Origin of the sequence: Shewanella sp. POL2, assembly GCF_000282755.1 — a bacterium.
GTDB classification, from domain to species: Bacteria; Pseudomonadota; Gammaproteobacteria; order Enterobacterales; family Shewanellaceae; genus Shewanella; species Shewanella xiamenensis.
In genome coordinates this window covers 23,047-46,076 of record NZ_AKZL01000017.1, presented here as the reverse complement: position 1 = coordinate 46,076, position 23,030 = coordinate 23,047, and the positions used below count along the sequence as shown (strand labels likewise).

General features: G+C 47.1%; 21 protein-coding genes. 12 read left to right on the top strand and 9 right to left on the bottom strand.

Features of this window, described 5'->3' with window-relative positions; all coding sequences use genetic code 11:
• Positions 1–9 precede the first annotated feature (9 nt).
• Positions 10–2,202 (bottom strand): TonB-dependent siderophore receptor, encoded by a 2,193-nt coding sequence (locus SHEWPOL2_RS06500; protein ID WP_037427173.1) that lies wholly within the window; start codon positions 2,200–2,202, stop codon positions 10–12.
• Positions 2,203–2,758: 556 nt separating this feature from the next.
• On the opposite strand from SHEWPOL2_RS06500, the gene SHEWPOL2_RS06495 reads away from it, so the two are divergent.
• The gene (locus SHEWPOL2_RS06495; protein ID WP_037422113.1) at positions 2,759–3,223 is read left to right on the top strand and encodes a chemotaxis protein CheX; all 465 of its coding nucleotides are present in this window, start codon (positions 2,759–2,761) and stop codon (positions 3,221–3,223) included.
• Positions 3,224–3,392: 169 nt separating this feature from the next.
• Here SHEWPOL2_RS06495 and alr read toward each other — a convergent pair whose 3' ends face one another.
• Both alr and dnaB read right to left on the bottom strand, forming a co-directional pair.
• Positions 3,393–4,469, bottom strand: coding sequence for an alanine racemase (gene alr, locus SHEWPOL2_RS06490; protein ID WP_037427171.1), 1,077 nt, complete (start codon positions 4,467–4,469; stop codon positions 3,393–3,395).
• A 76-nt stretch (positions 4,470–4,545) separates the two neighbouring features.
• Positions 4,546–5,952 carry a replicative DNA helicase gene (dnaB, locus tag SHEWPOL2_RS06485; protein ID WP_037422109.1) on the bottom strand — a complete coding sequence of 469 codons (1,407 nt, stop codon included), beginning with the start codon at positions 5,950–5,952 and terminating at the stop codon, positions 4,546–4,548.
• Positions 5,953–6,075: 123 nt separating this feature from the next.
• Between dnaB and SHEWPOL2_RS06480 the strand changes: the two genes are divergently transcribed.
• The 9 genes from SHEWPOL2_RS06480 (at position 6,076) to hydF (ending at position 15,618) form a co-directional block, all read left to right on the top strand.
• The gene (locus SHEWPOL2_RS06480; protein WP_037427169.1) at positions 6,076–8,274 is read left to right on the top strand and encodes a S46 family peptidase; all 2,199 of its coding nucleotides are present in this window, start codon (positions 6,076–6,078) and stop codon (positions 8,272–8,274) included.
• 633 nt (positions 8,275–8,907) lie between these two features.
• On the top strand, positions 8,908–10,140 hold the full coding sequence (hydA, locus tag SHEWPOL2_RS06475) for an iron hydrogenase large subunit HydA (RefSeq protein WP_037427167.1): 1,233 nt from the start codon (positions 8,908–8,910) through the stop codon (positions 10,138–10,140).
• 12 nt (positions 10,141–10,152) lie between these two features.
• A complete protein-coding gene (gene hydB, locus SHEWPOL2_RS06470; RefSeq protein WP_023268564.1) occupies positions 10,153–10,473 on the top strand; it encodes an iron hydrogenase small subunit HydB in 321 nt (106 codons plus the stop codon).
• Positions 10,474–10,486: 13 nt separating this feature from the next.
• Entirely contained in the window at positions 10,487–11,170 is a 684-nt protein-coding gene (locus SHEWPOL2_RS06465) for a cytochrome b/b6 domain-containing protein (RefSeq protein WP_037427165.1), read from the top strand.
• A 69-nt stretch (positions 11,171–11,239) separates the two neighbouring features.
• Positions 11,240–12,205 carry a radical SAM protein gene (locus SHEWPOL2_RS06460; protein ID WP_239642742.1) on the top strand — a complete coding sequence of 322 codons (966 nt, stop codon included), beginning with the start codon at positions 11,240–11,242 and terminating at the stop codon, positions 12,203–12,205.
• Positions 12,091–12,678, top strand: a complete 588-nt coding sequence (locus tag SHEWPOL2_RS23165; protein ID WP_239642745.1) for a hypothetical protein — start codon at positions 12,091–12,093, stop codon at positions 12,676–12,678. Before SHEWPOL2_RS06460 ends, SHEWPOL2_RS23165 begins: the two co-directional genes overlap by 115 nt.
• Positions 12,679–13,317, top strand: coding sequence for a hypothetical protein (locus SHEWPOL2_RS06455; RefSeq protein ID WP_037427163.1), 639 nt, complete (start codon positions 12,679–12,681; stop codon positions 13,315–13,317). It begins immediately after the preceding gene.
• Positions 13,317–14,393 (top strand): [FeFe] hydrogenase H-cluster radical SAM maturase HydE, encoded by a 1,077-nt coding sequence (gene hydE, locus SHEWPOL2_RS06450; protein ID WP_083848310.1) that lies wholly within the window; start codon positions 13,317–13,319, stop codon positions 14,391–14,393. Before SHEWPOL2_RS06455 ends, hydE begins: the two co-directional genes overlap by 1 nt.
• Positions 14,377–15,618 (top strand): [FeFe] hydrogenase H-cluster maturation GTPase HydF, encoded by a 1,242-nt coding sequence (hydF, locus tag SHEWPOL2_RS06445; protein WP_037427161.1) that lies wholly within the window; start codon positions 14,377–14,379, stop codon positions 15,616–15,618. Before hydE ends, hydF begins: the two co-directional genes overlap by 17 nt.
• Before the next feature lie 158 nt (positions 15,619–15,776).
• Here hydF and rplI read toward each other — a convergent pair whose 3' ends face one another.
• The 4 genes from rplI to rpsF are packed head-to-tail and all read right to left on the bottom strand — an operon-like array spanning position 15,777 to position 17,214.
• Entirely contained in the window at positions 15,777–16,229 is a 453-nt protein-coding gene (gene rplI, locus SHEWPOL2_RS06440) for a 50S ribosomal protein L9 (RefSeq protein ID WP_037422085.1), read from the bottom strand.
• A gap of 36 nt (positions 16,230–16,265) precedes the next feature.
• On the bottom strand, positions 16,266–16,493 hold the full coding sequence (gene rpsR / locus SHEWPOL2_RS06435; protein WP_006083042.1) for a 30S ribosomal protein S18: 228 nt from the start codon (positions 16,491–16,493) through the stop codon (positions 16,266–16,268).
• Between the two features lie 11 nt (positions 16,494–16,504).
• On the bottom strand, positions 16,505–16,810 hold the full coding sequence (gene priB / locus SHEWPOL2_RS06430; RefSeq protein WP_011073673.1) for a primosomal replication protein N: 306 nt from the start codon (positions 16,808–16,810) through the stop codon (positions 16,505–16,507).
• Between the two features lie 8 nt (positions 16,811–16,818).
• Positions 16,819–17,214, bottom strand: a complete 396-nt coding sequence (gene rpsF, locus SHEWPOL2_RS06425) for a 30S ribosomal protein S6 (protein WP_011623998.1) — start codon at positions 17,212–17,214, stop codon at positions 16,819–16,821.
• 224 nt (positions 17,215–17,438) lie between these two features.
• On the opposite strand from rpsF, the gene SHEWPOL2_RS06420 reads away from it, so the two are divergent.
• Both SHEWPOL2_RS06420 and SHEWPOL2_RS06415 read left to right on the top strand, forming a co-directional pair.
• Positions 17,439–18,182 carry a DUF481 domain-containing protein gene (locus SHEWPOL2_RS06420; RefSeq protein ID WP_037427219.1) on the top strand — a complete coding sequence of 248 codons (744 nt, stop codon included), beginning with the start codon at positions 17,439–17,441 and terminating at the stop codon, positions 18,180–18,182.
• Between the two features lie 182 nt (positions 18,183–18,364).
• Complete coding sequence (locus tag SHEWPOL2_RS06415) at positions 18,365–19,792, top strand: MFS transporter (protein WP_037422082.1); 1,428 nt, start codon at positions 18,365–18,367, stop codon at positions 19,790–19,792.
• A gap of 61 nt (positions 19,793–19,853) precedes the next feature.
• Here the strand turns inward: SHEWPOL2_RS06415 and rlmB are convergent, their stop codons facing one another.
• Both rlmB and rnr read right to left on the bottom strand, forming a co-directional pair.
• A complete protein-coding gene (rlmB, locus tag SHEWPOL2_RS06410) occupies positions 19,854–20,594 on the bottom strand; it encodes a 23S rRNA (guanosine(2251)-2'-O)-methyltransferase RlmB (RefSeq protein WP_037427160.1) in 741 nt (246 codons plus the stop codon).
• The gene (rnr, locus tag SHEWPOL2_RS06405; protein ID WP_037427159.1) at positions 20,595–23,021 is read right to left on the bottom strand and encodes a ribonuclease R; all 2,427 of its coding nucleotides are present in this window, start codon (positions 23,019–23,021) and stop codon (positions 20,595–20,597) included.
• Between the last annotated feature and the right edge of the window lie 9 nt (positions 23,022–23,030).

Below are 23,030 nucleotides of genomic sequence, written 5' to 3'. Positions count from 1 at the left end.
TCACTAATATTAAAAGTGCATATCAGCACTTAACATCACCAAACGTCCAGGCGCCATATTCGCAAAGTGTGCAGTATAAGCCTTATCGTAATAACGCTCATCCGTTAGATTTTGAACGTTCAGGCGTAAGGTCAAGAATTCGCTCATCTTATAGGATGAGGTCAAATCAAAACGCCAGTAAGACGGAATCGACAGCGTATTAGCCGTATTGCCATACACTTTGTCCATATAATAAGCACCCGTGCCGACCGTTAACTGCTCGGTAATATCGTAAGTCGTGAATAAGCTAAGGCTATTTTTGGCTGTATTAGGGAAGCGATTACCATTAAGCGCAGCGTTGTAACCATTGCTTTCGAGGGTAGCGTCCAAATACGTATAACCACCAAAACCATGCCAATCTTTAGTAAAGTCACCGGAAAAGCCGATTTCAAAGCCTTTGACTTTTTGCTCGCCGACGTTTTCCTGTGGCGCATTACGATCGCCAGAGGTCGCAACGCGGGCATTGTTTTTCTCGATTTGGAATACAGAGCCATTCAGAGATAAACGCCCCTCCCAAAGATCCCATTTAGTGCCTAACTCGTAGCTTTCGGTGTCTTCTGGTTCTAAATCGGCGTTAGTGCTGCCAAGACGATCTGCCCCATCTCCGTTAGACGTGCCAGGTGGATTAGAGGAAGTGCCCCACGCAGCGTAGATACTGCCATTTTCTGCGGGCTTATATAGCACCGACAATTGGTAGTTGAAGAAATCAGCATCATTGCTGAATCGAGAGGTTGAGTTCTCAGCACTGGTGTTATAGTCATCCCAGCGGATACCTGCGTTAACCATCCATGCTTCAGTTAACTCAATCGTATTAAAGGCATAGATAGAGCGAGTATCGGTTTCAGTCACTGTCGCATCGGTACCGAGTGTAATCGTACCAACCCAAGGATCGTGGGGATTCGGATTATCCAGCAACGTACAGTTGTAGTTATCCAGCATTGCCTGATTACAACCCGCGTTGCGACCATTGCCCGTATCGACGGTGTAACTCAAATTGCTAGTACGTTCGTTACTGAGTTCAGTACCGACTGCAAAACGGTTAGTCATTCCTGCAAGTTTTGCTTCACCCGAGAGTTGCAATTGAGTCGCTAGGGTTTTAGTGACCGAATGGCGCGACTTAGTGTTTCGCCAAACATAACCATTAGCCACGTTGCCAGTGGTGTCGTCTGGGTTAGTCACAATATAGTAATTGCTGTTACGGCTATAGATAGACGTCGAAGTGAACTGCATGTCGTTGTTAAAATCATGGCTGATCAACACCGAAGCCGTATCGTCCATCGTATCGCGAAAATCCCGCGATAATAAGCCATAGAAATTGTCGGGATCGACATCGGCAGGTTTGCCTGTCGCCTGATCGTAGGGAATACCATAATCAGGAATATCATGGTTTTCAAAATGATAATATTCAAGGGTCACTTTAGTCGGCGTTGTTAACCCAAAAGTAACTGACGGTGCAACGCCCCAACGATTACCAGTGACCTCATCACGTCCAGGAGTGTTGGCATCGTGAGCCATCATGTTGACACGAACCGCAGCTTCATCGGTAATCACATGGTTGATATCAACATTGGCACGTTTGAGGGCATCAGTCCCCACGGCAACATCGGCGTTAATAAAATCTTCAGCCTGAGCTTTTTTGGTCACAATGTTAATGCTACCGCCAACCGCGCCACGGCCGTTATAGACAGAGCTTGGGCCTTTCAGGACTTCAATTTGTTCAATGTTAAAGGTTTCACGGCTTTGTGAACCCACATTACGCATACCATTGATAAAAGTGGAGGATTGAGCATCGTACCCACGAATAAACGGTCTATCACCGTAGGGGTTTCCCCCTTCGCCAGTACCCAAGGTAATACCAGGCGTCGCTCGTAGCGCATCAGTAAAACTCTGCGCGCCCATATCTTTGATCAGATCTTGATTGATGACTGTTACAGTTTTCGCAGTATTGAGCAGGTCTTCGGTAAATTTACCCGATTGTACTTTGCGGGTGTTATAACCCAAGTACTCACCATTGACTTCAATATGTTCAACTTTTTTATCTGCGACTTGTGCCTGCTCCGCTGCCATAGCAGGGATAGCAGAAACCGCCATCCCTATGGTTAACGAACCTAAAACATGGGCACCAAGCGTGACTCGACCATTGCGACGTTTTGCAAATTTCATTTAAAGCATTCCTGTTGCGGACTAAACCCTGTAACAGATGTCCCCCACCTGTTAATCGCCCGCTAATATATGTAAAATTATTTTTGTGATCAATAATTATTATCATTTACATTATAATTTAATGTAAATCACAGTTTAAGCCGTTTATAGTTGTTAGGCACAGCAAAACGACTGTAGCTACATTGGTAGGGTTAAAGATACGCCTATGATAGAAATGAAAATTTCCTTCAAAAATCTTTCGCATACATTCAAGCTATCGCACTATAGCCTAACGGCATGCTCATTCGAATCATCAACCTTTCGGTGGAAACGTGCCTTTGGACTCATTGAGGGGGAATGCAGAATACGCGACTCTTTTACCGCTTGTAGCGTGGCTTTTGGTAAAAAGACTTTTACGATAAATAACAAGAAAATCGTGAAATTAACCTCACATTTCCATTTGTGTCATCTAAGCTGATAGAGTGTGATTAAGATTGCTGTGGTCAAGCCACTTTTCGACTACCCTTAATTACGTGGTGACCATAAGGCTTAAGTTCATAAGAGGACACACTGAAGCATGAACGTCAATTTTATTAATCCTTTTTTGCAGTCGCTGCTCAATGTTATTTCGACCATGGCCAGCCTAGAGCTCACGCCAGGTAAACCCCAAATCAAAACTGACAACTTAGCCAAAGGCGATGTATCAGGTTTGATTGGTATGGTTGGGCCACAAACCAAAGGCTCACTTTCAATTACGTTTGAGCAAAAACTGGTACTGCAAATCATGCAAAATATGCTGGGCGAAAACCCCGGCAAAATAAATGAAGAAGTAACCGATCTGGTGGGTGAAATCACTAATATGGTTACGGGGGGCGCAAAAAATCTTTTAGGACAAAAGGGTTACGAATTCGAAATGGCAACACCAATGGTCGTTTCAGGTCAAGGGCATACAATTTCCCATAAAGCCAACGGCACCAAAATTATCATGCCATTTACCAGTTCTTACGGAACTGCATTTATCGAAGTTTGCTTCGAAAATTAATTAAATATCATAAGTTTGTAGGAAAACATTGGATGTTTGGTTGGCTGTAACGAGTACGCTTTGCTCGACTAGAGCGAACCTAATAGCCAAATCAGTAAATCTATTAACTGTATGCTAAATAAAGAAAAACGGCGCATTAGCGCCGATTTGTCATTCTAATTTGAGCAAACTATGCTAGGCAAACAGCTACTCTTGGAGTCAGTTTAGTCACTAATTCATAGGCGATGGTACCAATCTGTTCGGCCACCTCCTCTACGGGTAAAGCCTGCCCCCAAAGTAGCACATCATCACCGACTTGATCCGCCGCATCTTGGCCTAAATCTACGGTTAACATATCCATAGATACCCTGCCAACAATCGGCACTCGGCGACCATTAATCCATACAGGCGTGCCTTCAGGCGCATTCCGCGGATAGCCATCACCATAGCCAATAGCGACAACGCCAAGGCGAGTATCTTGTTTGGCTGTCCAGTAACAACCATAACCTACGGGTTGACCCGCTTTATGATCGCGCACCGCGATCAAACGTGAGACTAAGTTCATTGCGGGGATCAAACCATGGTTCGCACCGCAATCTCCTGTGACAGGAGATACGCCATAGAGCGCAATGCCTGGACGGATCCAATCCCCTTGGCTTTTAGGCCAATAAAGCGCACCCGCCGAGTTGGCTAAGGTTCTAAACCCAGGTAAATCCGCAGTTAACTGGTTAAAGGTTTGCATTTGTACTTGAGTGTAATGATTATCTGGTTCATCGGCACAGGCAAAGTGGGTCATCAAATGAACAGGTTTGGCAACATTTTCGCAAGCTGCCAAACGAGCATAAACCGCAGTGAATTGTTCAGGCGTGACCCCTAAACGATGCATCCCCGAATCGACTTTTAGCCACACGGTGACAGGCTTCGTTAAGTTTGCCTGTTCTAACATCTCGATTTGCGATTCGTGGTGCACCACAGTATCGATATCGTGCTCCACCAACAAAGGTAAGTCGGTGCTGCGAAAAAAGCCCTCCAGCAATAATAAACGCGCCTTAATACCACCTTCGCGCAGTTCTAATGCCTCTTCCAAACGGGCTAAGCCGAAGCCATCGGCAGTATGTAAACAATGAGCGACATTTAATAATCCATGACCATAACCATTGGCTTTCACCACCGCCATCACTTGGCTGCTGCTCGCCTGTTGGCGTAAAACGGCGAGGTTGTTTTGCAGTGCAGTACTGCTAATTTCTGCTCGAGGAAAAGGTTTCAAAATTTGCCTTGTCTATTTGGAAAAGTCTGGAAATAAAAAGAATACATAAGCTTTGCTTATCTTCTAACACCGGGAATTAATCTTCTTCAAACTGAGGACCAGCATAGTTATCAAAACGGGAAAACTGGCCTTGGAAGGTCAAGCGCACACGTCCAATGGGGCCGTTACGCTGTTTACCGATAATGATTTCCGCCGTGCCCTTATCGGGAGAGTCGTTGTTATACACCTCATCACGGTAAATAAACATGATGAGATCCGCATCCTGCTCAATAGAACCTGATTCACGTAAGTCCGAGTTCACAGGGCGTTTATCGGCACGTTGTTCGAGCGAGCGGTTAAGCTGGGAAAGTGCGATAACGGGGATTTCTAATTCTTTAGCTAATGCCTTAAGAGAACGAGATATTTCAGCAATTTCAAGGGTACGATTGTCCGATAATGCCGGCACTTGCATCAGCTGCAAGTAGTCGACCATGATCATCGATAATCCGCCATGCTCGCGGGCAATACGGCGGGCACGGCTGCGCACTTCGGTCGGCGTTAAGCCTGAACCATCATCGATATACATCTTGCCTTGCTCAAGCATAATTCCCATGGTCGAGGATACCCGCGCCCAATCCTCATCATCGAGTTGTCCGGTACGGATTTTGGTTTGGTCAACGCGCCCTAAAGAGGCCAACATACGCATCATGATCTGTTCTGAGGGCATCTCGAGGCTGAAAATAAGCACGGGCTTGTCTTCATTCATCGCCGCCTGTTCGCACAGGTTCATCGCAAAGGTCGTTTTCCCCATCGACGGACGCGCCGCCACGATGATCAAGTCGCCGGATTGAAAGCCTGCTGTCATTTTATCGAGATCAGTAAAGCCACTCGATACCCCGGTTACACCATTGTGTGGGTTGTTGTAGAGCTGCTCAATCTTATCAACGGTTTTTTCCAGAATGGTTTTGATGCCTTCAGGGCCTTCGTTAGCATTGGTGCGCTGCTCAGCAATTTTAAAGACTTTGCTCTCGGCCAAATCGAGTAGAGCGCTGGAATCGCGGCCTTCAGGGTTATAACCCGCATCGGCAATCTCATGGGCAACGCGGATCATCTCGCGCACGACTGCGCGCTCGCGAACAATTTCAGCATAGGAAACAATGTTGCCCGCACTCGGGGTGTTTTTGGCAATCTCGCCCAAGTAGGCAAAGCCGCCAGCTTCTTCAAGTTGGTTTTCAAGCTCAAGCTGTTCAGAAACCGTAATTAAGTCGATAGGTTGGCCTGTTTCGACTAAACGGTGCATGGCGGCGAAAATCATCCGGTGCGAGCGAGAATAAAAATCCTCCTTCACTACGGTTTCAGCCACTTTATCCCAAGCGTCGGCGTCTAACATGAGGCCGCCTAATACCGATTGTTCAGCCTCAATTGAATGCGGCGGTAGCTTGAGGCTATCGACCTGCAAATCCCTTGGCTTACTCTTAGGCTTAAAAGCACCTTGTTGTGACATTAACACTCCCGATTTCCAACAACTTAACAAAATATGATATAAAACCCCGTCAAGCAAACAGGTGGTTTACACTGGCCTGTTATCTCACCCAACGGATACTCAAACTAAAAATAAGGAAAGAACATGCGTATTGCATTGGTTGCAGCCTTAGTACTGACCTCTGGCATTGCAACAGCCGATGAAGGGCAATGGCAACCTTATCAAATGCCTTCTATTGCAGACAAACTCAGCGCGCGTGGAATTGATATTCCCGCAAACAAGCTGGCCGATCTCACCAGTTATCCAATGAACGCCGTTGTCGGGCTGGGCTATTGTACCGCCAGTTTTGTCTCGCCCCAAGGGCTAGTTGTGACAAACCATCATTGTGCCTACAAGGCGATACAATATAACACTAAGAAAGAGCATAACTATCTCGAACAAGGCTTTTTAGCCACGTCAATGGATAAAGAACCGTCGGCCGGTCCCAATGAGCGTTTATACATCACCGAAGCCGTGACCAATGTCACCGCTGAGGTAACCAAAGACTTAAGCCAAGATCCACTAAAACGCTACGAAGAGATTGAGAATCACAGTAAAGCCTTAATCAAAAGCTGTGAAGCCGATGATAACTACCGCTGTAACGTTCGCAGCTTCCACAATGGCTTGGAATATTACCTCATCAAGCAATTGATGATCCGCGATGTGCGCCTAGTGTATGCACCACCTGAAAGTGTTGGTGGTTACGGTGGTGATATTGATAACTACGAGTATCCACGCCACTCGGGTGATTTTGCCTTCCTACGGGCTTATGTGGGTAAAGACGGAAAACCTGCGGCTTTCAGCGAAGATAACATTCCTTATACGCCCAAAAGCTATTTAAAAGTGAACGCCGATGGCGTGAAAGCCGGCGATGGCGTGTTTGTGGCAGGCTATCCTGGCACGACCAACCGTTACAATCTCACTAGCGAGCTTAAATTTGCCAGTGATTGGGTGTATCCAACTCAGGCAAAACGCTATCAATTACAGATTGATACTATCGAAGCCATGGGTCAGGAAGATGCCGACATCGCGATTAAATATGCGGGCAATATGGCGTCTATGGCGAACCGGATGAAAAAGCTCAACGGTCTGCTGGCTGGCTTTAAAGCCACAGATATCGTCGGCATTAAGCAGCAACGTGAAGATGACTTTCTGGCTTGGTTAAAGAAAAACTCTAGCCTTAATCAAAATCTTATCAGCGAACTAGAAGTGTTACTGGCGGAGCAGCAACTGCAAACCCAAACCAATTATTACTTCACCAACGCCCAATCGAGCACACTGCTCACCGCGGCCAACAACCTCTACCGCTTAGCGAAAGAAAAGCAAAAGAGTGATGCCGAGCGTGAAATCGGTTACCAAGAGCGCGACTTAGCCATGTTCAGCTCGCGCTTAAAACGTATCGACTCTAGTTTTGATGTTAAAGTCGATAAAACCCTCTGGTTACAAGATTTAAATGCTTATTTATCGCAGCCAAACCGTGTTGCGGCCTTAGACAATATGCTGAATTTGGACGATAAAAACGTCAGTCTAGAGGCTAAACTCGACGGCCTGTATTCGCTGACCACTCTGACAGACCAAGCGCAACGTCTGGCGTGGATGGATGCTGATGCGAAGGCCTTTGAAACCAGCAGCGATCCGTTTATCCGCCTCGCTGTCGCGCTGTATGACACCAATATGGCCCAGGAAAAAGCAGAAAAAATCCTTGCGGGTAAATTGTCTACCGCTCGCCCAGCCTACATGGCAGCCGTTATCGACTACTACAAAGCCAACAACTGGCCAGTGTATCCCGATGCTAACGGTACGCTACGCATCAGCTACGGTATGGTCGATGGTTATCAATCCCGCGATGCGCTGTACAAACAGCCATTTACACGTCTTGATGGGATTGTAGCTAAGCACACTGGTGTTGAGCCCTATAATGCCCCGAAAAAATTGCTCGATGCGATTCACGAGCAACGTTTTGGCGATCACTTAGTGAAATCTGTCTACCAAGATCCCCGTGGCTGGATTTGCCGTCTGTTCTCTTGTTTGGACAAGCCAGAAGAATTCAACTCAGTACCAGTTAACTTCTTATCGAGCGTAGATACCACAGGTGGCAACTCAGGCTCACCCGTATTTAACGGCAAAGGGGAACTTGTAGGACTTAACTTCGACTCCACCTACGAAGCGATTACTAAGGATTGGTTCTTCAATCCCACCATCACCCGTGCCGTGCACGTGGATATTCGTTATATCCTATGGATGATGGATGAAGTTGACCATGCCGATAATCTGATTAAAGAACTGGATTTAGTAAGAAACTAATTATTATTAATCTGTCATGATTAATGATAATGGAATTAACTAATATGAACCGTTTAATTTAATCAATATAAATTAAGCATCTTTAAAAACCGTCCAAGAAATATTCCTTGGACGGTTTTTATTTTATGTAATTTATCAATTTGTGATCTACCGCATTATCAATTCACCAAAAACTCAATCAAAGCGTCTTAATTAGTATTATTTAAAGCAAGACTACACATGGACAATTTGTCCAACCTAAAAATAAAATCCAGTGATAAAAGCCACATTAACCAACAAATTTCAATCTAAGCCTTTAAAACATCACAAATAGTGGTAGGCAAACACAAAAAGAAAAATAACATACTGTATTTAAATAAAAAATATAAAAATCACCACTATAAAACTAACCAAGATTGTTATTTTTATTTCTCAAAAAAACTCAAAAAACGCAAATAAAACTATTAAAAACACCTGTTTTATCAAAAACCATAAAACTTGATCACCATCATGTTTTTCATAGGTTCAATTTCCTATCATCCAACCGCCTAAAATTTCACAAATTAAATGTAACCGTCAACATAAGCACTTAACAAACACATTAAATAACACTGAAAATATAATTCAGGTTGAAAATGAGGAACGCAAAATTCTATGACAGCGACAACTTATCAACCAGGAGAAATCCAAGGGCTGATCAAGATTAATGCATCCAAATGCAAAGGATGTGATGCTTGCAAACAGTTCTGCCCAACCCACGCCATTAATGGTGCCTCGGGTGCAGCGCACTCTATCGATGAAGATAAATGTTTAAGTTGCGGACAGTGTTTAATCAACTGCCCCTTTAGCGCCATTGAAGAAACCCACAGCGCCCTTGAAACCGTGATTAAAAAACTCGCCGATAAGAATACCACCGTCGTTGGCATTATCGCCCCTGCGGTACGGGTGGCGATTGGTGAAGAATTTGGCTTAGGCACGGGCGAACTGGTGACAGGTAAACTCTATGGCGCCATGAATCAGGCGGGCTTTAAGATTTTTGATTGTAACTTTGCCGCCGATCTCACCATTATGGAAGAAGGCAGTGAGTTTATTCATCGCCTCCATGCCAATGTGAAAGGTGAAGAAAATGCAGGTGCATTGCCGCAGTTCACCTCCTGCTGCCCGGGCTGGGTACGCTACCTCGAAACCCGCTACCCTGCACTTTTACCCAACCTGTCAACCGCCAAATCGCCCCAGCAAATGGCCGGAACGGTTGCCAAAACTTACGGCGCCAAGGTGTATCAAATGCAGCCGGAGAATATTTTCACCGTCTCTGTGATGCCTTGTACCTCGAAAAAACTCGAAGCCTCACGCCCTGAATTTAACTCGGCTTGGCAATACCATCAGGAACATGGTGCTAACACGCCTTCGTACCAAGATATTGATGCCGTGCTGACCACAAGGGAAATGGCTCAATTGCTCAAAATGCTCGATATCGACCTCGCTAATACACCCGAATATCAAGGCGATAGCTTGTTCTCTGAATACACTGGCGCGGGCACTATCTTTGGTACCACAGGTGGCGTGATGGAAGCGGCATTACGTACCGCCCACAAGGTGCTCACTGGTACTGAAATGGCCAAATTAGAATTTGAACCCGTACGCGGGCTAAAAGGCGTCAAATCTGCTTCCGTCAGCCTGTTTGATACTCAGCTTAAGCAGAATGTGACCGTAAATGTCGCCGTAGTGCACGACATGGGCAACAACATCGAACCCGTGCTGCGCGATGTGATGGCAGGCACCTCTCCCTACCACTTTATTGAGGTGATGAACTGCGCAGGTGGTTGCGTTAACGGTGGAGGTCAACCTATTGAGGGTAAAGGCTCTTCATGGCTTGGTAACATTTAACGGGAAACAGAAATGAACAAGAAAAAACACCTATTTGCCGAGGACAGTTTCTTTCTGTCACGCCGTAAATTTATGGCTGTCGGCGCCGCGTTTGTGGCTGCGCTCGCGATCCCTATCGGCTGGTTCACCAGCAAGCTTGAGCGCCGTAATGAATACATTAAGGCCAGAAGCCAAGGGTTATATAAGGACGATAGCCTAGCGAAAAAACGTGTCAGCCACGCCAACCCCGCAGTTGAAAAGTACTACAAAGAGTTCGGTGGCGAGCCATTAGGACATATGTCCCACGAGCTGCTACACACCCACTTTGTCGATCGCACCAAATTAAGCTCTTGATTGGAGATGAGAAATGCATCAAGAACATGATATGAGACCCATTTTAAAACATCCGCTAAACGTCAGGATCTTCCACTACATCCTGCTGCTCAGCTTTTTGCCATTAGCCGCGACAGGTTTGTTATTGTTTTTTAAACCGCTTTCCCAAGAAGGTATGCAGCTAACCTATGATGTGCACATTATTGCAGGGATTGTTATGGCCCTCGATGCCGTGGCATTTACCATCATGGCATTCGATCGAGTGGTACTGTTTATCGCACGTGTGTTTAGTTTCTCAGGGCGCGATGTGAAATGGTTTATGGTGTTAGGCGGCTACCCACAGAAATTCTTACTGGGTAAAAAAGTGCCTATTCCACCGATGAACAAATACAACTCAGGCCAAAAACTCTTTGGTGCCTGCGTACTGATTGGCGGCACAGTGCTTATCCTCTCTGGTCTAGTGCTATGGCTTATCCCCCATGCTGCGCCGCGGGATATAGTGTGGTTTTTAGGTCAGGCTCATTTAGTGTCAGGTTTAGTGTTAACCGCCTTTTTACCCGTGCATCTTTTCCTCGCGGTGTACCGCTTTGATGATTTCAAAGCCATGATGATCCACGGCAATGTGCCCTACCATGATGCCGCTGAGTACACCCCTCTGTGGGTTAAAAATGAAATTGCCCCCGTCGCCACTAATGGTGAACAGCTGACAAGCAAATAGCTAAGTCTCCAGCGGCAGTTGCACACAACTGCCGCATTTTCGCATTCATACTCAAGGGCATAGATAACCATGAGCACACACGAGCATCATTCCATTACCGTCACTGACTATAATCCCAACGTCAGCTTTATCGACGATAAAGCGATTTGGCAGACCATTGAAGACGCCAGTAATCCAAGTCGCGAGCAAGTCCTCGCCATTCTCGACAAGGCGCGCCAGTGTGAAGGCTTAAGCATTAGCGAGACCGCCATTTTGCTGCAAAACCAAGATAAGGCCCTGGATGAAGCACTCTTTGCCGTTGCCCGTGAGATTAAGAACACCATTTACGGCAACCGTATTGTGATGTTTGCGCCGCTGTATGTATCCAACCATTGCGCCAACAGTTGTAGTTATTGTGGCTTTAACGCCGATAACCATGAGCTCAAACGTAAAACCTTAAAACAGGATGAGATCCGCCAAGAGGTTACGATCCTTGAAGAAATGGGTCACAAACGGATCCTTGCCGTTTATGGCGAGCATCCACGCAATAACGTGCAGGCCATTGTTGAAAGTATTCAAACCATGTACAGCGTTAAGCAGGGCAAGGGCGGAGAAATTCGTCGTATCAACGTCAACTGCGCGCCAATGAGTGTGGAGGACTTTAAGCAACTTAAAACCGCGGCGATAGGCACTTATCAATGCTTTCAAGAAACCTATCATCAAGACACCTACAGCCAAGTCCATCTTAAAGGTAAAAAACCGACTTTTTATACCGCCTCTACGCCATGCACAGGGCGATGGAAGCAGGAATCGACGATGTCGGTATCGGTGCGCTCTTTGGCCTGTATGATCATAGATTTGAGCTGCTCGCCATGCTCACCCATGTTCAGCAGCTCGAAAAAGATTGTGGCGTTGGCCCACACACTATCTCCTTCCCGCGGATTGAACCCGCACATGGTTCGGCTATCAGTGAAAAACCGCCCTATGAGGTCGATGATGACTGCTTTAAGCGCATTGTTGCCATCACTCGCCTTGCCGTGCCTTATACCGGGCTGATTATGAGCACGCGGGAAAGTGCGGCGCTGCGCAAAGAACTGTTAGAACTCGGGGTTTCACAAATCAGCGCAGGCTCGCGTACCGCACCGGGTGGTTATCAAGACAGCAAACAAAATCAACATGATGCCGAGCAATTCAGCCTTGGTGATCAACGAGAGATGGACGATATTATTTATGAGCTAGTGACTGATTCAGATGCTATTCCCTCTTTCTGCACGGGTTGTTACCGCAAAGGACGAACTGGCGATCACTTTATGGGATTAGCCAAACAGCAGTTTATTGGCAAATTCTGCCAGCCCAATGCCTTGATCACCTTTAAGGAATATTTGAACGATTACGCCAGTGAAAAGACTCGCGAGGCTGGCAATGCGCTGATAGAGCGAGAACTGGCTAAAATGAGCCCGTCACGGGCGCGCAATGTGCGCGGCTGCTTGCAAAAAACCGATGCGGGTGAACGGGATATCTATCTATAAATGGCATCTTATCTATTCTCAGATCTCGGCGTGCAGTTGCATTTCGGCCTTAACACTAGCGCCTTACTCAATGCGATAGAACGCGCTGATGAAATCGTGCTACACGCGGCCATTTACAGTAATTTTGCCGATAATGCCGTAGGGCAGTTGTTATTGCAGCGGCTACAAAACGCCAGCTTAAAGCAACTCACCCTCATTAAACTTGAGCCCACTCGTCTATGGCGGGATGAGTTTGCCACCATCCTAAGGCCCGAGATGCCGCTGCAAGAGGTTGAGCAGCTATATGATATTTCCCGCCACTGGTGCGCCGAGCTTAAAAAGCAGTTTCCTGAGACAGTCAATTTAGTTTCGACCCAAGCGCTACCACTGCAACCTATATTGCTGATTGGCGATAGACTCTTTGTCGGCCACTACGCCCATAGCCATACCACTTCAGCTCAGGGGCTTTGGCTGGAGTTTGACATCCTTGCTTTAGGCCTTGCACCAAACAGCTTAATCGATTGGTTTGATACTGGCGTCCCCAGTGAGCAAAACTCAGCGGTAGAAGTGGCCCTAGGCTGTTATGTTGAAGAATGCCGCCGCGCAGTGGGCGATCTTTGGTATCAGAGCTTGATTGAGCTAGATAAAGGGCGTAACTAATGATCTCTAACCCGCCCGCGCCAGTCACTCAGCCAACGTCCGTTAAACCGACCTTGCTTAAGCCCACAGCGTTTTCCTATGCCGAAATCCTTTCGCTACTTCAGGGGCAAGACGATGAATGGCTATTTAGTCGCGCCCAGCTCGCCACTGAATTGCAATTTAATCAACAGGTGTATTTACGCGGCATTGTTGAGTTTTCAAATCACTGTCGTAACCACTGCCATTACTGTGGTTTACGCAGCGAAAATCGACAGGTAACACGCTATCGGCTCTCGAACGAAGAAATCCTTCACGCAGTGGATAGCATAGCCGAGCTGGGACTAGGTACTGTGGTGCTGCAATCGGGAGATGACTTTACCTACAGCGGCAATCGTATCAGTACCCTTATTACTGAAATTAAACGTCACCACAATTTAGCAATCACTCTGTCACTGGGTGATCGCAAACATCAAGAGCTGGAAAAATGGCGCGAAGCGGGTGCCGATCGCTATTTACTCAAGATGGAAACCTTCGACCGCGCCCTCTTTGCTCGGTGTCGCCCTAAAGCCAATTTTGACGAGCGCATTGCAAGGCTCAATTATCTTAAGTCTCTGGGATATCAAACTGGCTCAGGGATTATTGTCGATTTACCGGGAATGACTGATGCGATTTTAGCGTGTGATATTCAGCATTTATCGGAGTTGCAGCTCGATATGCTGGCCTGTGGCCCCTTTATTGCCCATCACCAAACACCGTTTGCGACTTCCCCCAATGGCAGCGCCCTTAAGAGTCATAGGGTGAGTGCTATTTTGCGACTGATGAATCCGGGGGCGAATATTCCTGCCACCAGTTCCCTCGACGCCCTCGAAAAAGGCGCAAGGGAACTGGCACTCAAACGCGGATGTAATGTGCTTATGCCCTCCTTCACCCCAGCACAAGTCAGTGGCGATTACAGCATCTATCCGGGAAAAAACCAGCAACAAAACCCAGCAGCAGAGCGACTTAACCAAGTCTGCCAGCAAATTCAACGCCACGGGCTAATCCCCTCCTTTAGCCGTGGTGATTCAAAAAGGACCCAATATGTGTCAAGGCATTAATCCACAAGAGCATAGCCAAACCCAATCGGCACCAAGAGGAATGCGCTACCATATCGCCTTGGTCGGTCGGCGTAATTCGGGGAAATCCTCCCTACTTAATATGCTTGCAGGGCAGCAAATCTCGATAGTATCCGATATAAAAGGCACAACCACAGATGCCGTGGCCAAGGCCTATGAGTTACAACCCTTAGGGCCGGTGACCTTTTACGATACCGCTGGCATAGACGATGAAGGGACATTAGGAATGATGCGAGTGAGCGCCACTCGCAGAGTGTTGTTTCGCTCCGATATGGCACTCTTAGTCGTTGATGAGCACGGGCTGTGCCCTTCAGACATGGCATTAATTGACGAAATACAGCAATTAGAAATGCCAATACTTGTGGTATTCAATAAGGCCGATATCTGCCTCCCCAAAGCTGAGGATATTGCCTTTTGCCAGACTCAATCCTTACCCTTTATTGTCGTTTCTGCCGCCACAGGTCTTGCAGGTAAACAGCTTAAGCAGTTGATGGTCGAATTAGCACCTGCGGAGTATAAGCAGGAGCCGCTCCTAGCGGGCGACCTCTATCAAGCAGGGGACGTTATTCTCTGTGTCGTCCCTATCGATATGGCCGCACCTAAAGGGCGTTTGATCCTGCCACAGGTGCAGATACTGCGTGAGGCGCTTGATCGCAACGCCATCGCAATGGTCGTCAAAGAAACAGAACTAACGCAGGCATTATCAGTGGTTACGCCTAAGCTGGTGATTTCTGATGCTCAAGCAATTAAGCAAGTCGCCGCCACAGTGCCAGACGCAGTCCCTCTCACCACCTTCTCAACCTTATTTGCCCGATTTAAAGGCGATTTAGCCGTTCTCGCTGCGGGAGCTGATGCTTTAGATAAATTGCAAGATGGTAATAAAGTGCTCATCGCCGAAGCCTGTAGTCACAATGTGCAGGAGGACGATATTGGCCGAGTTAAACTTCCCCGCTGGATAAATAGCTACACCGGCAAACAACTCCAGTTTGTAGTCACATCTGGGCACGACTTTCCCGATGATTTAGAACAATATGCCCTCGTCATCCACTGCGGCGCTTGTATGTTTAACCGCAATGAAATGCTCCGTCGCATTCGTGAATGTCAACGGCGGCAGGTGCCTATCACTAACTATGGGGTGGCGATTTCTAAATTACAGGGCGTGCTACCGCGAGTGCTTGCGCCTTTTAACAACAGTCCGCAGCAATAACATATTGAGCCTTAGTGCCAGGCTTAGCTGCGATGAAGTAGCTAAGCCTGTTTATCCTTGATGCTTGACAAACAACCACTTACACAACAATACGAACTAAATCGCGCCCATAAAAAAACACCGCCGAAGCGGTGTTTTTCATTTAAAGCAGTTGGTAATTAAGCTTCTGCAACGATAGAAACTTTAACAACAGCTTTAACTTCAGTGTGTAACTGAACTTCAACTTCGAAGTCGCCAGTAGTACGCAGAGCGCCTAATGGTAAACGAACTTCTGATTTAGCCAGTTCAACGCCAGCAGCAGTTACTGCATCAGCGATGTCACGGTTGCCAACTGAACCAAACAGTTTGCCTTCATCACCCGCTTTAGAAGCAATAACAACAGCTTCCAGAGCAGCGATTTTCTCAGCACGTTGGTTAGCAGCAGCCAGATCAGCAGCGATTTTAGCTTCTAATTCAGCGCGACGAGCTTCAAATACTTTAACGTTGCTTTCGTTAGCAACAACAGCTTTACCTTGTGGCAGCAGGTAGTTACGAGCGTAACCAGCTTTAACTGCAACTTGGTCACCCAGGTTACCCAGGTTAGCGATTTTATCAAGCAGAATAACGTTCATTATCAAATCCTCTATATTCGATTAGGAATACTGCAATTACTGATGTAAATCAGTGTATGGCAGTAGAGAAAGATAACGAGCACGCTTGATAGCGCGAGCTAGTTGACGCTGATATTTAGCACTAGTACCAGTGATACGGCTTGGAACGATTTTGCCGCTTTCAGTGATGTAGTTCTTTAAAGTAACGATATCTTTGTAATCAATTTCTGCAACACCTTCAGCGGTGAAACGGCAGAACTTGCGACGACGGAAATAACGTGCCATTTGACAGTCTCCTAAGTTTTCAATTCGACATTTTCGGCATGGATGACTAAGCGATTTTGGCCATTTCGCCCCTGTTGAAGCGTCATAAAACCTTGTACTTGTACTTCCACACCTGCTTTCAGATTATCTGCCACGCTTTCAAAACGTGGTCCACTCAATATCACTTGTATTTGAACGTAGACATTGCGGAGCATATCTGCTTCATAACGCTGCGATTTGTGTTCTAGCATGATCACACTATGTGCAATGCCTGCCGGGCTTTTAAAGCGTCTGGAACGGGTTATGGTTCCTGACAACACCAAGTTATTGGTGGTCACAGAAAAACTTACTCAGCGATTTCTTCAGCGTTAGCTTCATCATATGAGCGGTCGCCAGCTGGGCCACGACGTGAATCGCGCTCATCTTTAGCTTTCGCCATTGGAGATGCTTCAGTAACGGCAACTTTAGTACGCATTACCATGTTACGCAGAACTGCGTCGTTGAAACGGAAAGCAGTTTCTAGCTCTTCAATCGTCTCTGCTGGTGCTTCAACGTTCATCAGAACATAGTGAGCTTTATGCAGATCTTGGATTGGGTAAGCCAGTTGACGACGGCCCCAATCTTCTAAACGGTGGATTTTGCCGTTAGCTTCGGTGATAACACCGGTGTAACGCTCAATCATACCTGGTACTTGTTCACTTTGATCTGGGTGAACCATAAATACGATTTCGTAATGACGCATTTATTGCTCCTTACGGTTATGTAGCCTCGTTATTGGCTCAGTCAAACCAAATAGAGGCAAGGAACGAAAATAGTGACTGATTTGAGCGCGAGATAGTACAGAAAGCAGACGCGAAACTCAAGCAATAACTTTGCCTCAACCCCCAATACAGGTATGATGACGCCTCACCCCTATTCGGATATCAGACACCGGCCACTCAAGAACCCATACTAATGTTACGAGCAATGCTAAAAGTTATCGCCCCTTTGAGTTTTTTTTGCCTATCTTTTCCTGCACTTGCGCTTGTTCCTCCCGATTATCAGGAGCCACCAAGTGATTTGACTGCAGAAGTCGAAGCCGGCTTACAATTGAACACAGGCAATACCGAATCGAGCAGTTTTAATGGTCGAACCCAACTGATTTACGATACTAAACAAACTAAGCAGGAAGCGACGCTAAAAGCGTATTTTGCTTCTGAAAAAAATCAAACCACCTCAGAAAAGTACGAACTCCAGCTTCAAAGCAACTATAAACTCAACAAAGGTTATATCTTCGGCCGTGGCGACTTCACTTGGGATCAGTTTGGTAGTTATACCCAAATCTCAACTATTTCTTCGGGTTATGGTTTTAACGCAATTAGTAGCTACAAGACCAAACTTAGTCTCGAAATCGGCCCAGGTTATCGATACAACTTGCCTGCCGAGTCAGTCGCAGAGCCAGACCCCGCTCCCGAAAAGGATGTGATCCTACGTACTGCGGCAAAGTTTTCTCAAAAATTACAGGAATACACCAGTATCAATGCCGATCTCACCGCCGAAGTGGGCGAAAATAACAACACCCTGACTCTCGATATGAACTACAAAAATTTAGTATTTCAGGATTGGGCCTTTAAAATCGGCATGAACATCAAGTTCACCGAAGTGGTTCCTGAGGGCAGCCAGCAGACGGATACCATCACCACCTTTAACTTGCTGTATACCTTTAGATAAACAAGCAATAAAACGATTTGGCTGGCACAACAATTCCCCACTCAGCCAAATCCCATTTCAGCACAATTTAGTGACCCACACATAAAAACGATAAATTAGTCGATAAATTCCAACATTTTGCAACACGGAATAAACACCGACTGCTGATATACTCTCCCTGGCAATCATACAAGGAGCAGTTAATGACAAACCCGCTACGTACTTTCGCCTCTTTATATAGCACGACGTTATTAACAGTGCTGGCTGGCGGTTTACTCACCACATATTTAGGCCTTAGGCTCTCGGTGATGCATGTTCCGCAGTTGTGGATAGGTAGCATGATGTCGGCCTACTATGTCGGCCTTGTCGCAGGATCTAAGATTGGCCACCGGCTAATCGCCCAAGTCGGACATATCCGTGCCTTTGTCGCTAGTGCTGGGATCGTTGCCGCCTCCGCACTGGGTCATGCACTCGTAGATGAGTTGGCGATTTGGATCCTGTTAAGGCTTATCGTTGGTATGGGAATGATGTGCCAATACATGGTGCTCGAAAGTTGGCTGAATGAACAGGCTGAAAGCAGCCAACGCGGCACTGTGTTTGCCAGCTACATGATAGTCTCGTACTTCGGTTTGATCTTGGGCCAAGGTGCCATCAGCCTCTATCCTGAACTCGGTCTAGAGCCGCTGTTACTGATCGCCATCTGCTTTGCCCTGTGTATTGTCCCGATTTCTTTAACGCGGCGTATTCACCCAGCACCACTGGTGCCCGCCCCCTTAAAAATTGCTCACTATTGGCGCAAAGCGCCGCAGGCACTAACGACAATTGCCATTGGCAGCATGATTGTCGGCTCCTTTTACGGTTTGGCGCCTGCTTATGCGAGCAACTTAGGTTTACCGCCCGAGAAGGTGGCCACCTATATGACAGCAACCATTCTCGCGGGCCTACTCGCCCAATGGCCAATGGGAAAATTATCTGACATTATGTCCCGCAGTCGACTTATCCGCATCAACTGTGTACTGCTTGGGATCTTAGCATTAGCTATCGCTCTCACTCCCTATCATCCCACTCTCTCACTGGTGATGACGTTTCTGTTCGGCATTCTTGGCTTTACCTTCTATCCCTTGGCAACCGCACTGGCTAATTCCCGTGTCGAGCAAAGTGAAAGGGTAGGTCTATCGGCAACCATTTTGCTCACCTTTGGCATGGGCGCCAGCATCGGCCCATTAATCGCCTCGACTCTTATGCAATGGTTTGGCAACAGCATGCTCTATGGCTTTATGTCGGCCTGTACCTTAATCCTGTTTTTACGGCTACGTTATGTTCACTCACAGCAAAAAACCGAAACCAGTGTCACCCAAGACTACATCATGGCGACCGGTGACTTAGTCTCATCACCACTGGCTGCGGCGCTTGACCCGAGGGTGGATGTTGAATCGGTGCAGGAACACATGACACCAACACAGCAGGAAGATGAAGAAGATTTAGGTGCCGATGCCCTTGTTGAAGATTCAGATCATGATAACGAGCAACAGCTAACATTCGAGTTTGAATTTCACCCAGCGCCCAGCTTTATCCACGATGAGACAAACGAGGTGGACGAATCCAACCTCGATGCTATTAAAACCAATTAAGGGTTGATTTAGGCAATAAAAAAGACGGGCTCGCCCGTCTTTTTTTATTGATATATATCAATTAGCTACGGCGTTGACGCACGGCTTCGAATAGGCAAATACCCGTGGCGACCGACACGTTTAAGCTAGAGACGCTTCCCGACATCGGAATCGAAACTAAAGTATCGCAACATTCACGACTTAAGCGGCGTAAACCTTTGCCTTCGGCGCCCATCGCAATCGCCAGCGGCCCTTTAAGATCGGCTTGATAAAGCTCGCAATCCGCTTCACCCGCCGTGCCGACAATCCACACGCCCTTTTCCTGCAGATGGCGCATAGTGCGGGCGAGGTTAGTCACTTGGAATAACGGCACGGTTTCAGCTGCGCCGCAAGCGACCTTACTAACCACAGCCGTTAAGCCAACGGAGTTATCCTTTGGCACAATAATGCCCTGCACGCCCGCCGCATCGGCGTTACGTAAGCAGGCACCTAGGTTATGCGGATCGGTAACGCCATCTAAAATCAATAAAAACGGTAAGTCGGTCTTTGCTAACAGCTCATCTAAGTCATGCTCACCAAGGATTTTAGCCGCTTTCACACGGGCAATAATACCTTGGTGCTGAGTACTTTCGGCTTTCTCGTCCAACACTTTGCGTGAAGTCACTTGAATGCTCGTGCCAAAGGCTTTCGCTTGACGGATCAGCGGGGTTAAACGCTCATCCTCACGGCCCTGCAACAACCAAAGTTCAATAATGCGCTCAGGGCTGTGTTTTAGCAGCGCTTCAACCGCGTGGATCCCAAAAATAATATCTTGTTTTTTCATTTACTTCTTTCTCGTGCTCCGCTTCGCGGCCTTTGGCTTTTTCGCCGTATCTTTTACACTTTTCTTAGGCTTAGTGCCCGCTTTAGACTTAGACTTACTCGCCGCTTTGTCTGAACCCGCTTTCGCTTTAACGCCAGTCGATTTAGCCGTTTTCGCCATTTTCGCGCCTTCGCGGTTTACCCGCTCACGGGCTGTCATGGGTTTTTCTCGACTAGGTGCCGCCTTGCGGCGACTGCCTTTACCACTATCGCCAATCATGACTAAGTCAATCTGTCTATCATCCAAGTTTACCGCGGCCACTTTTACCGTAACGGGGTCACCCACTTGATAGATTTGACCTGTGTGCTCACCAATCAAACGCTGACGCATAGGATCGAACTGGTAATAATCGCTGCCCAGACTAGAAATATGCACTAAGCCATCGATAAATAAGTCATTTAAGCGAACGAATAAACCAAAGTTAGTGACAGAGGCTATCACGGCTTCGAAAGTGTCACCCACATGGTCCTGCATAAATTCACATTTAAGCCAGTCGCTTACATCACGTGTTGCTTCATCGGCGCGGCGTTCAGTCGTAGAACATTCTTCGCCTAATTTATCTAATTCATCGAGTTGATAGTGGTAGCCACCATCGGGAGTCCATTTCTCATTGGCTTCACCTTTTTCTTTCGCCAACAAATAGCGGATCACTCGGTGCAGCACTAAGTCAGGATAACGACGAATAGGCGAGGTAAAATGCGCGTATTCTTCCAGTGCCAAACCAAAATGACCTTCGTTATCAGGCGTGTATATAGCTTGGCGCATAGAGCGCAGCAACATCACTTGAATAAGTTCAGCATCGGGACGGTCGGCAATCTGCAACATCACATTTTGATAATCTGCAGGCGTTGGCTCAAGCCCACCGCCCATGCTCAAACCACGCTCAGCTAAAAACTCTTTAAAGTTTGCCAGTTTCTGCTCAGAGGGCGACTCGTGCACTCGATAGAGGATTTCACCCTTATGCTTTTTCACAAACTTCGCGGCAGACACGTTCGCCAAAATCATACATTCTTCAATGATTTTATGAGCTTGATTACGCGCTCTTGGCACAATCTTATCGATCTTGCGCTGTTCGTTAAAAATAAACTGCGTTTCTATCGTCTCAAATGCTATCGCACCGCGCTCTGCGCGCTGTTCATCAAGCGCTAAATAAAGCGACTGTAAGCATTGAAGATGTGGAAAGAGTGCTTCATGTTCAGGCGCAATCGGCCCACCTTCGAGCATCGCAGCGACTTGGGTGTAGGTAAAGCGCGCGTGTGAATGCATCACCGCCGGATAAAACTTATAACCCGATAACTTACCGCGGGCTGAAACCGTCATCTCTGCAACCATACACAGGCGGTCAACATGAGGATTGAGTGAACACAAGCCATTAGAGATTTTCTCCGGCAACATTGGGATCACTTGCGATGGGAAGTACACCGAGTTACCACGGGCACGGGCTTCAGTATCTAAGGCCGAATCGGTGCGCACATAATAGCTTACATCGGCAATCGCCACCCACAGACGCCAACCACCACTGGGTTTAGCTTCGGCATAAACAGCATCGTCAAAGTCGCGGGCATCTTCACCATCGATGGTCACTAAGGGTAGATCACGCAGATCGACACGACCCACTTTATCAGACTCAGTTACTTCATCGGGAATACGGCGCAGTTTCTTTTCAATGGCGGCCGACCACGTATGGGGAAGATCGTAATTGCGCAGGGCTATTTCGATTTCCATTCCCGGTGCCATTTGCTTGCCAAGCACTTCGGTCACTTTGCCTGCGGCTTTAACAAATCGACCGGGACGACGGGTTAATTCTACCACCACCACATCGCCTTGACGGGCGCCATTGCGATCTTCACTAGCGATTAAAATTTCTTGGGTAATGCGCTTATCATCGGCAATCACAAATGCCATGCCACTGTCGACATGGAATCGACCAACAATCGCAGCACTACGGGGCTGGATCAAACGGACAATACGGGCTTCTCGACGACCTTTACGATCCATACCGGCTTTTTGTGCCAGCACTTTATCGCCATGGAAATACATCAGCATGTCGCGATTTGAGATAAATAAATCGTCGCCACCTTCGTCAGGTTTAAAGAAGCCGTAGCCTTCTCTGTGCCCAAGAACAATGCCGGAGATCAGATCCATTTTTTCAGGTAAGCCGTAGCTTTGACCGCGGGTAAATACCAATTCACCGTCGCGCTCCATCGCCCGTAAACGGCGGCGCAGGGCTTCTAATTGCTCTTCATCATGGATCTGTAGTGCAGCAGCGATGCTGTCACGGGTAATAGGTGATTTTTGAGAACGTAAGTACTCGATAATATACTCACGACTTGGGATAGGGTTTTCGTACTTATCCTGTTCACGCTCGAAATGAGGGTCTTTGATCATTCAATATCC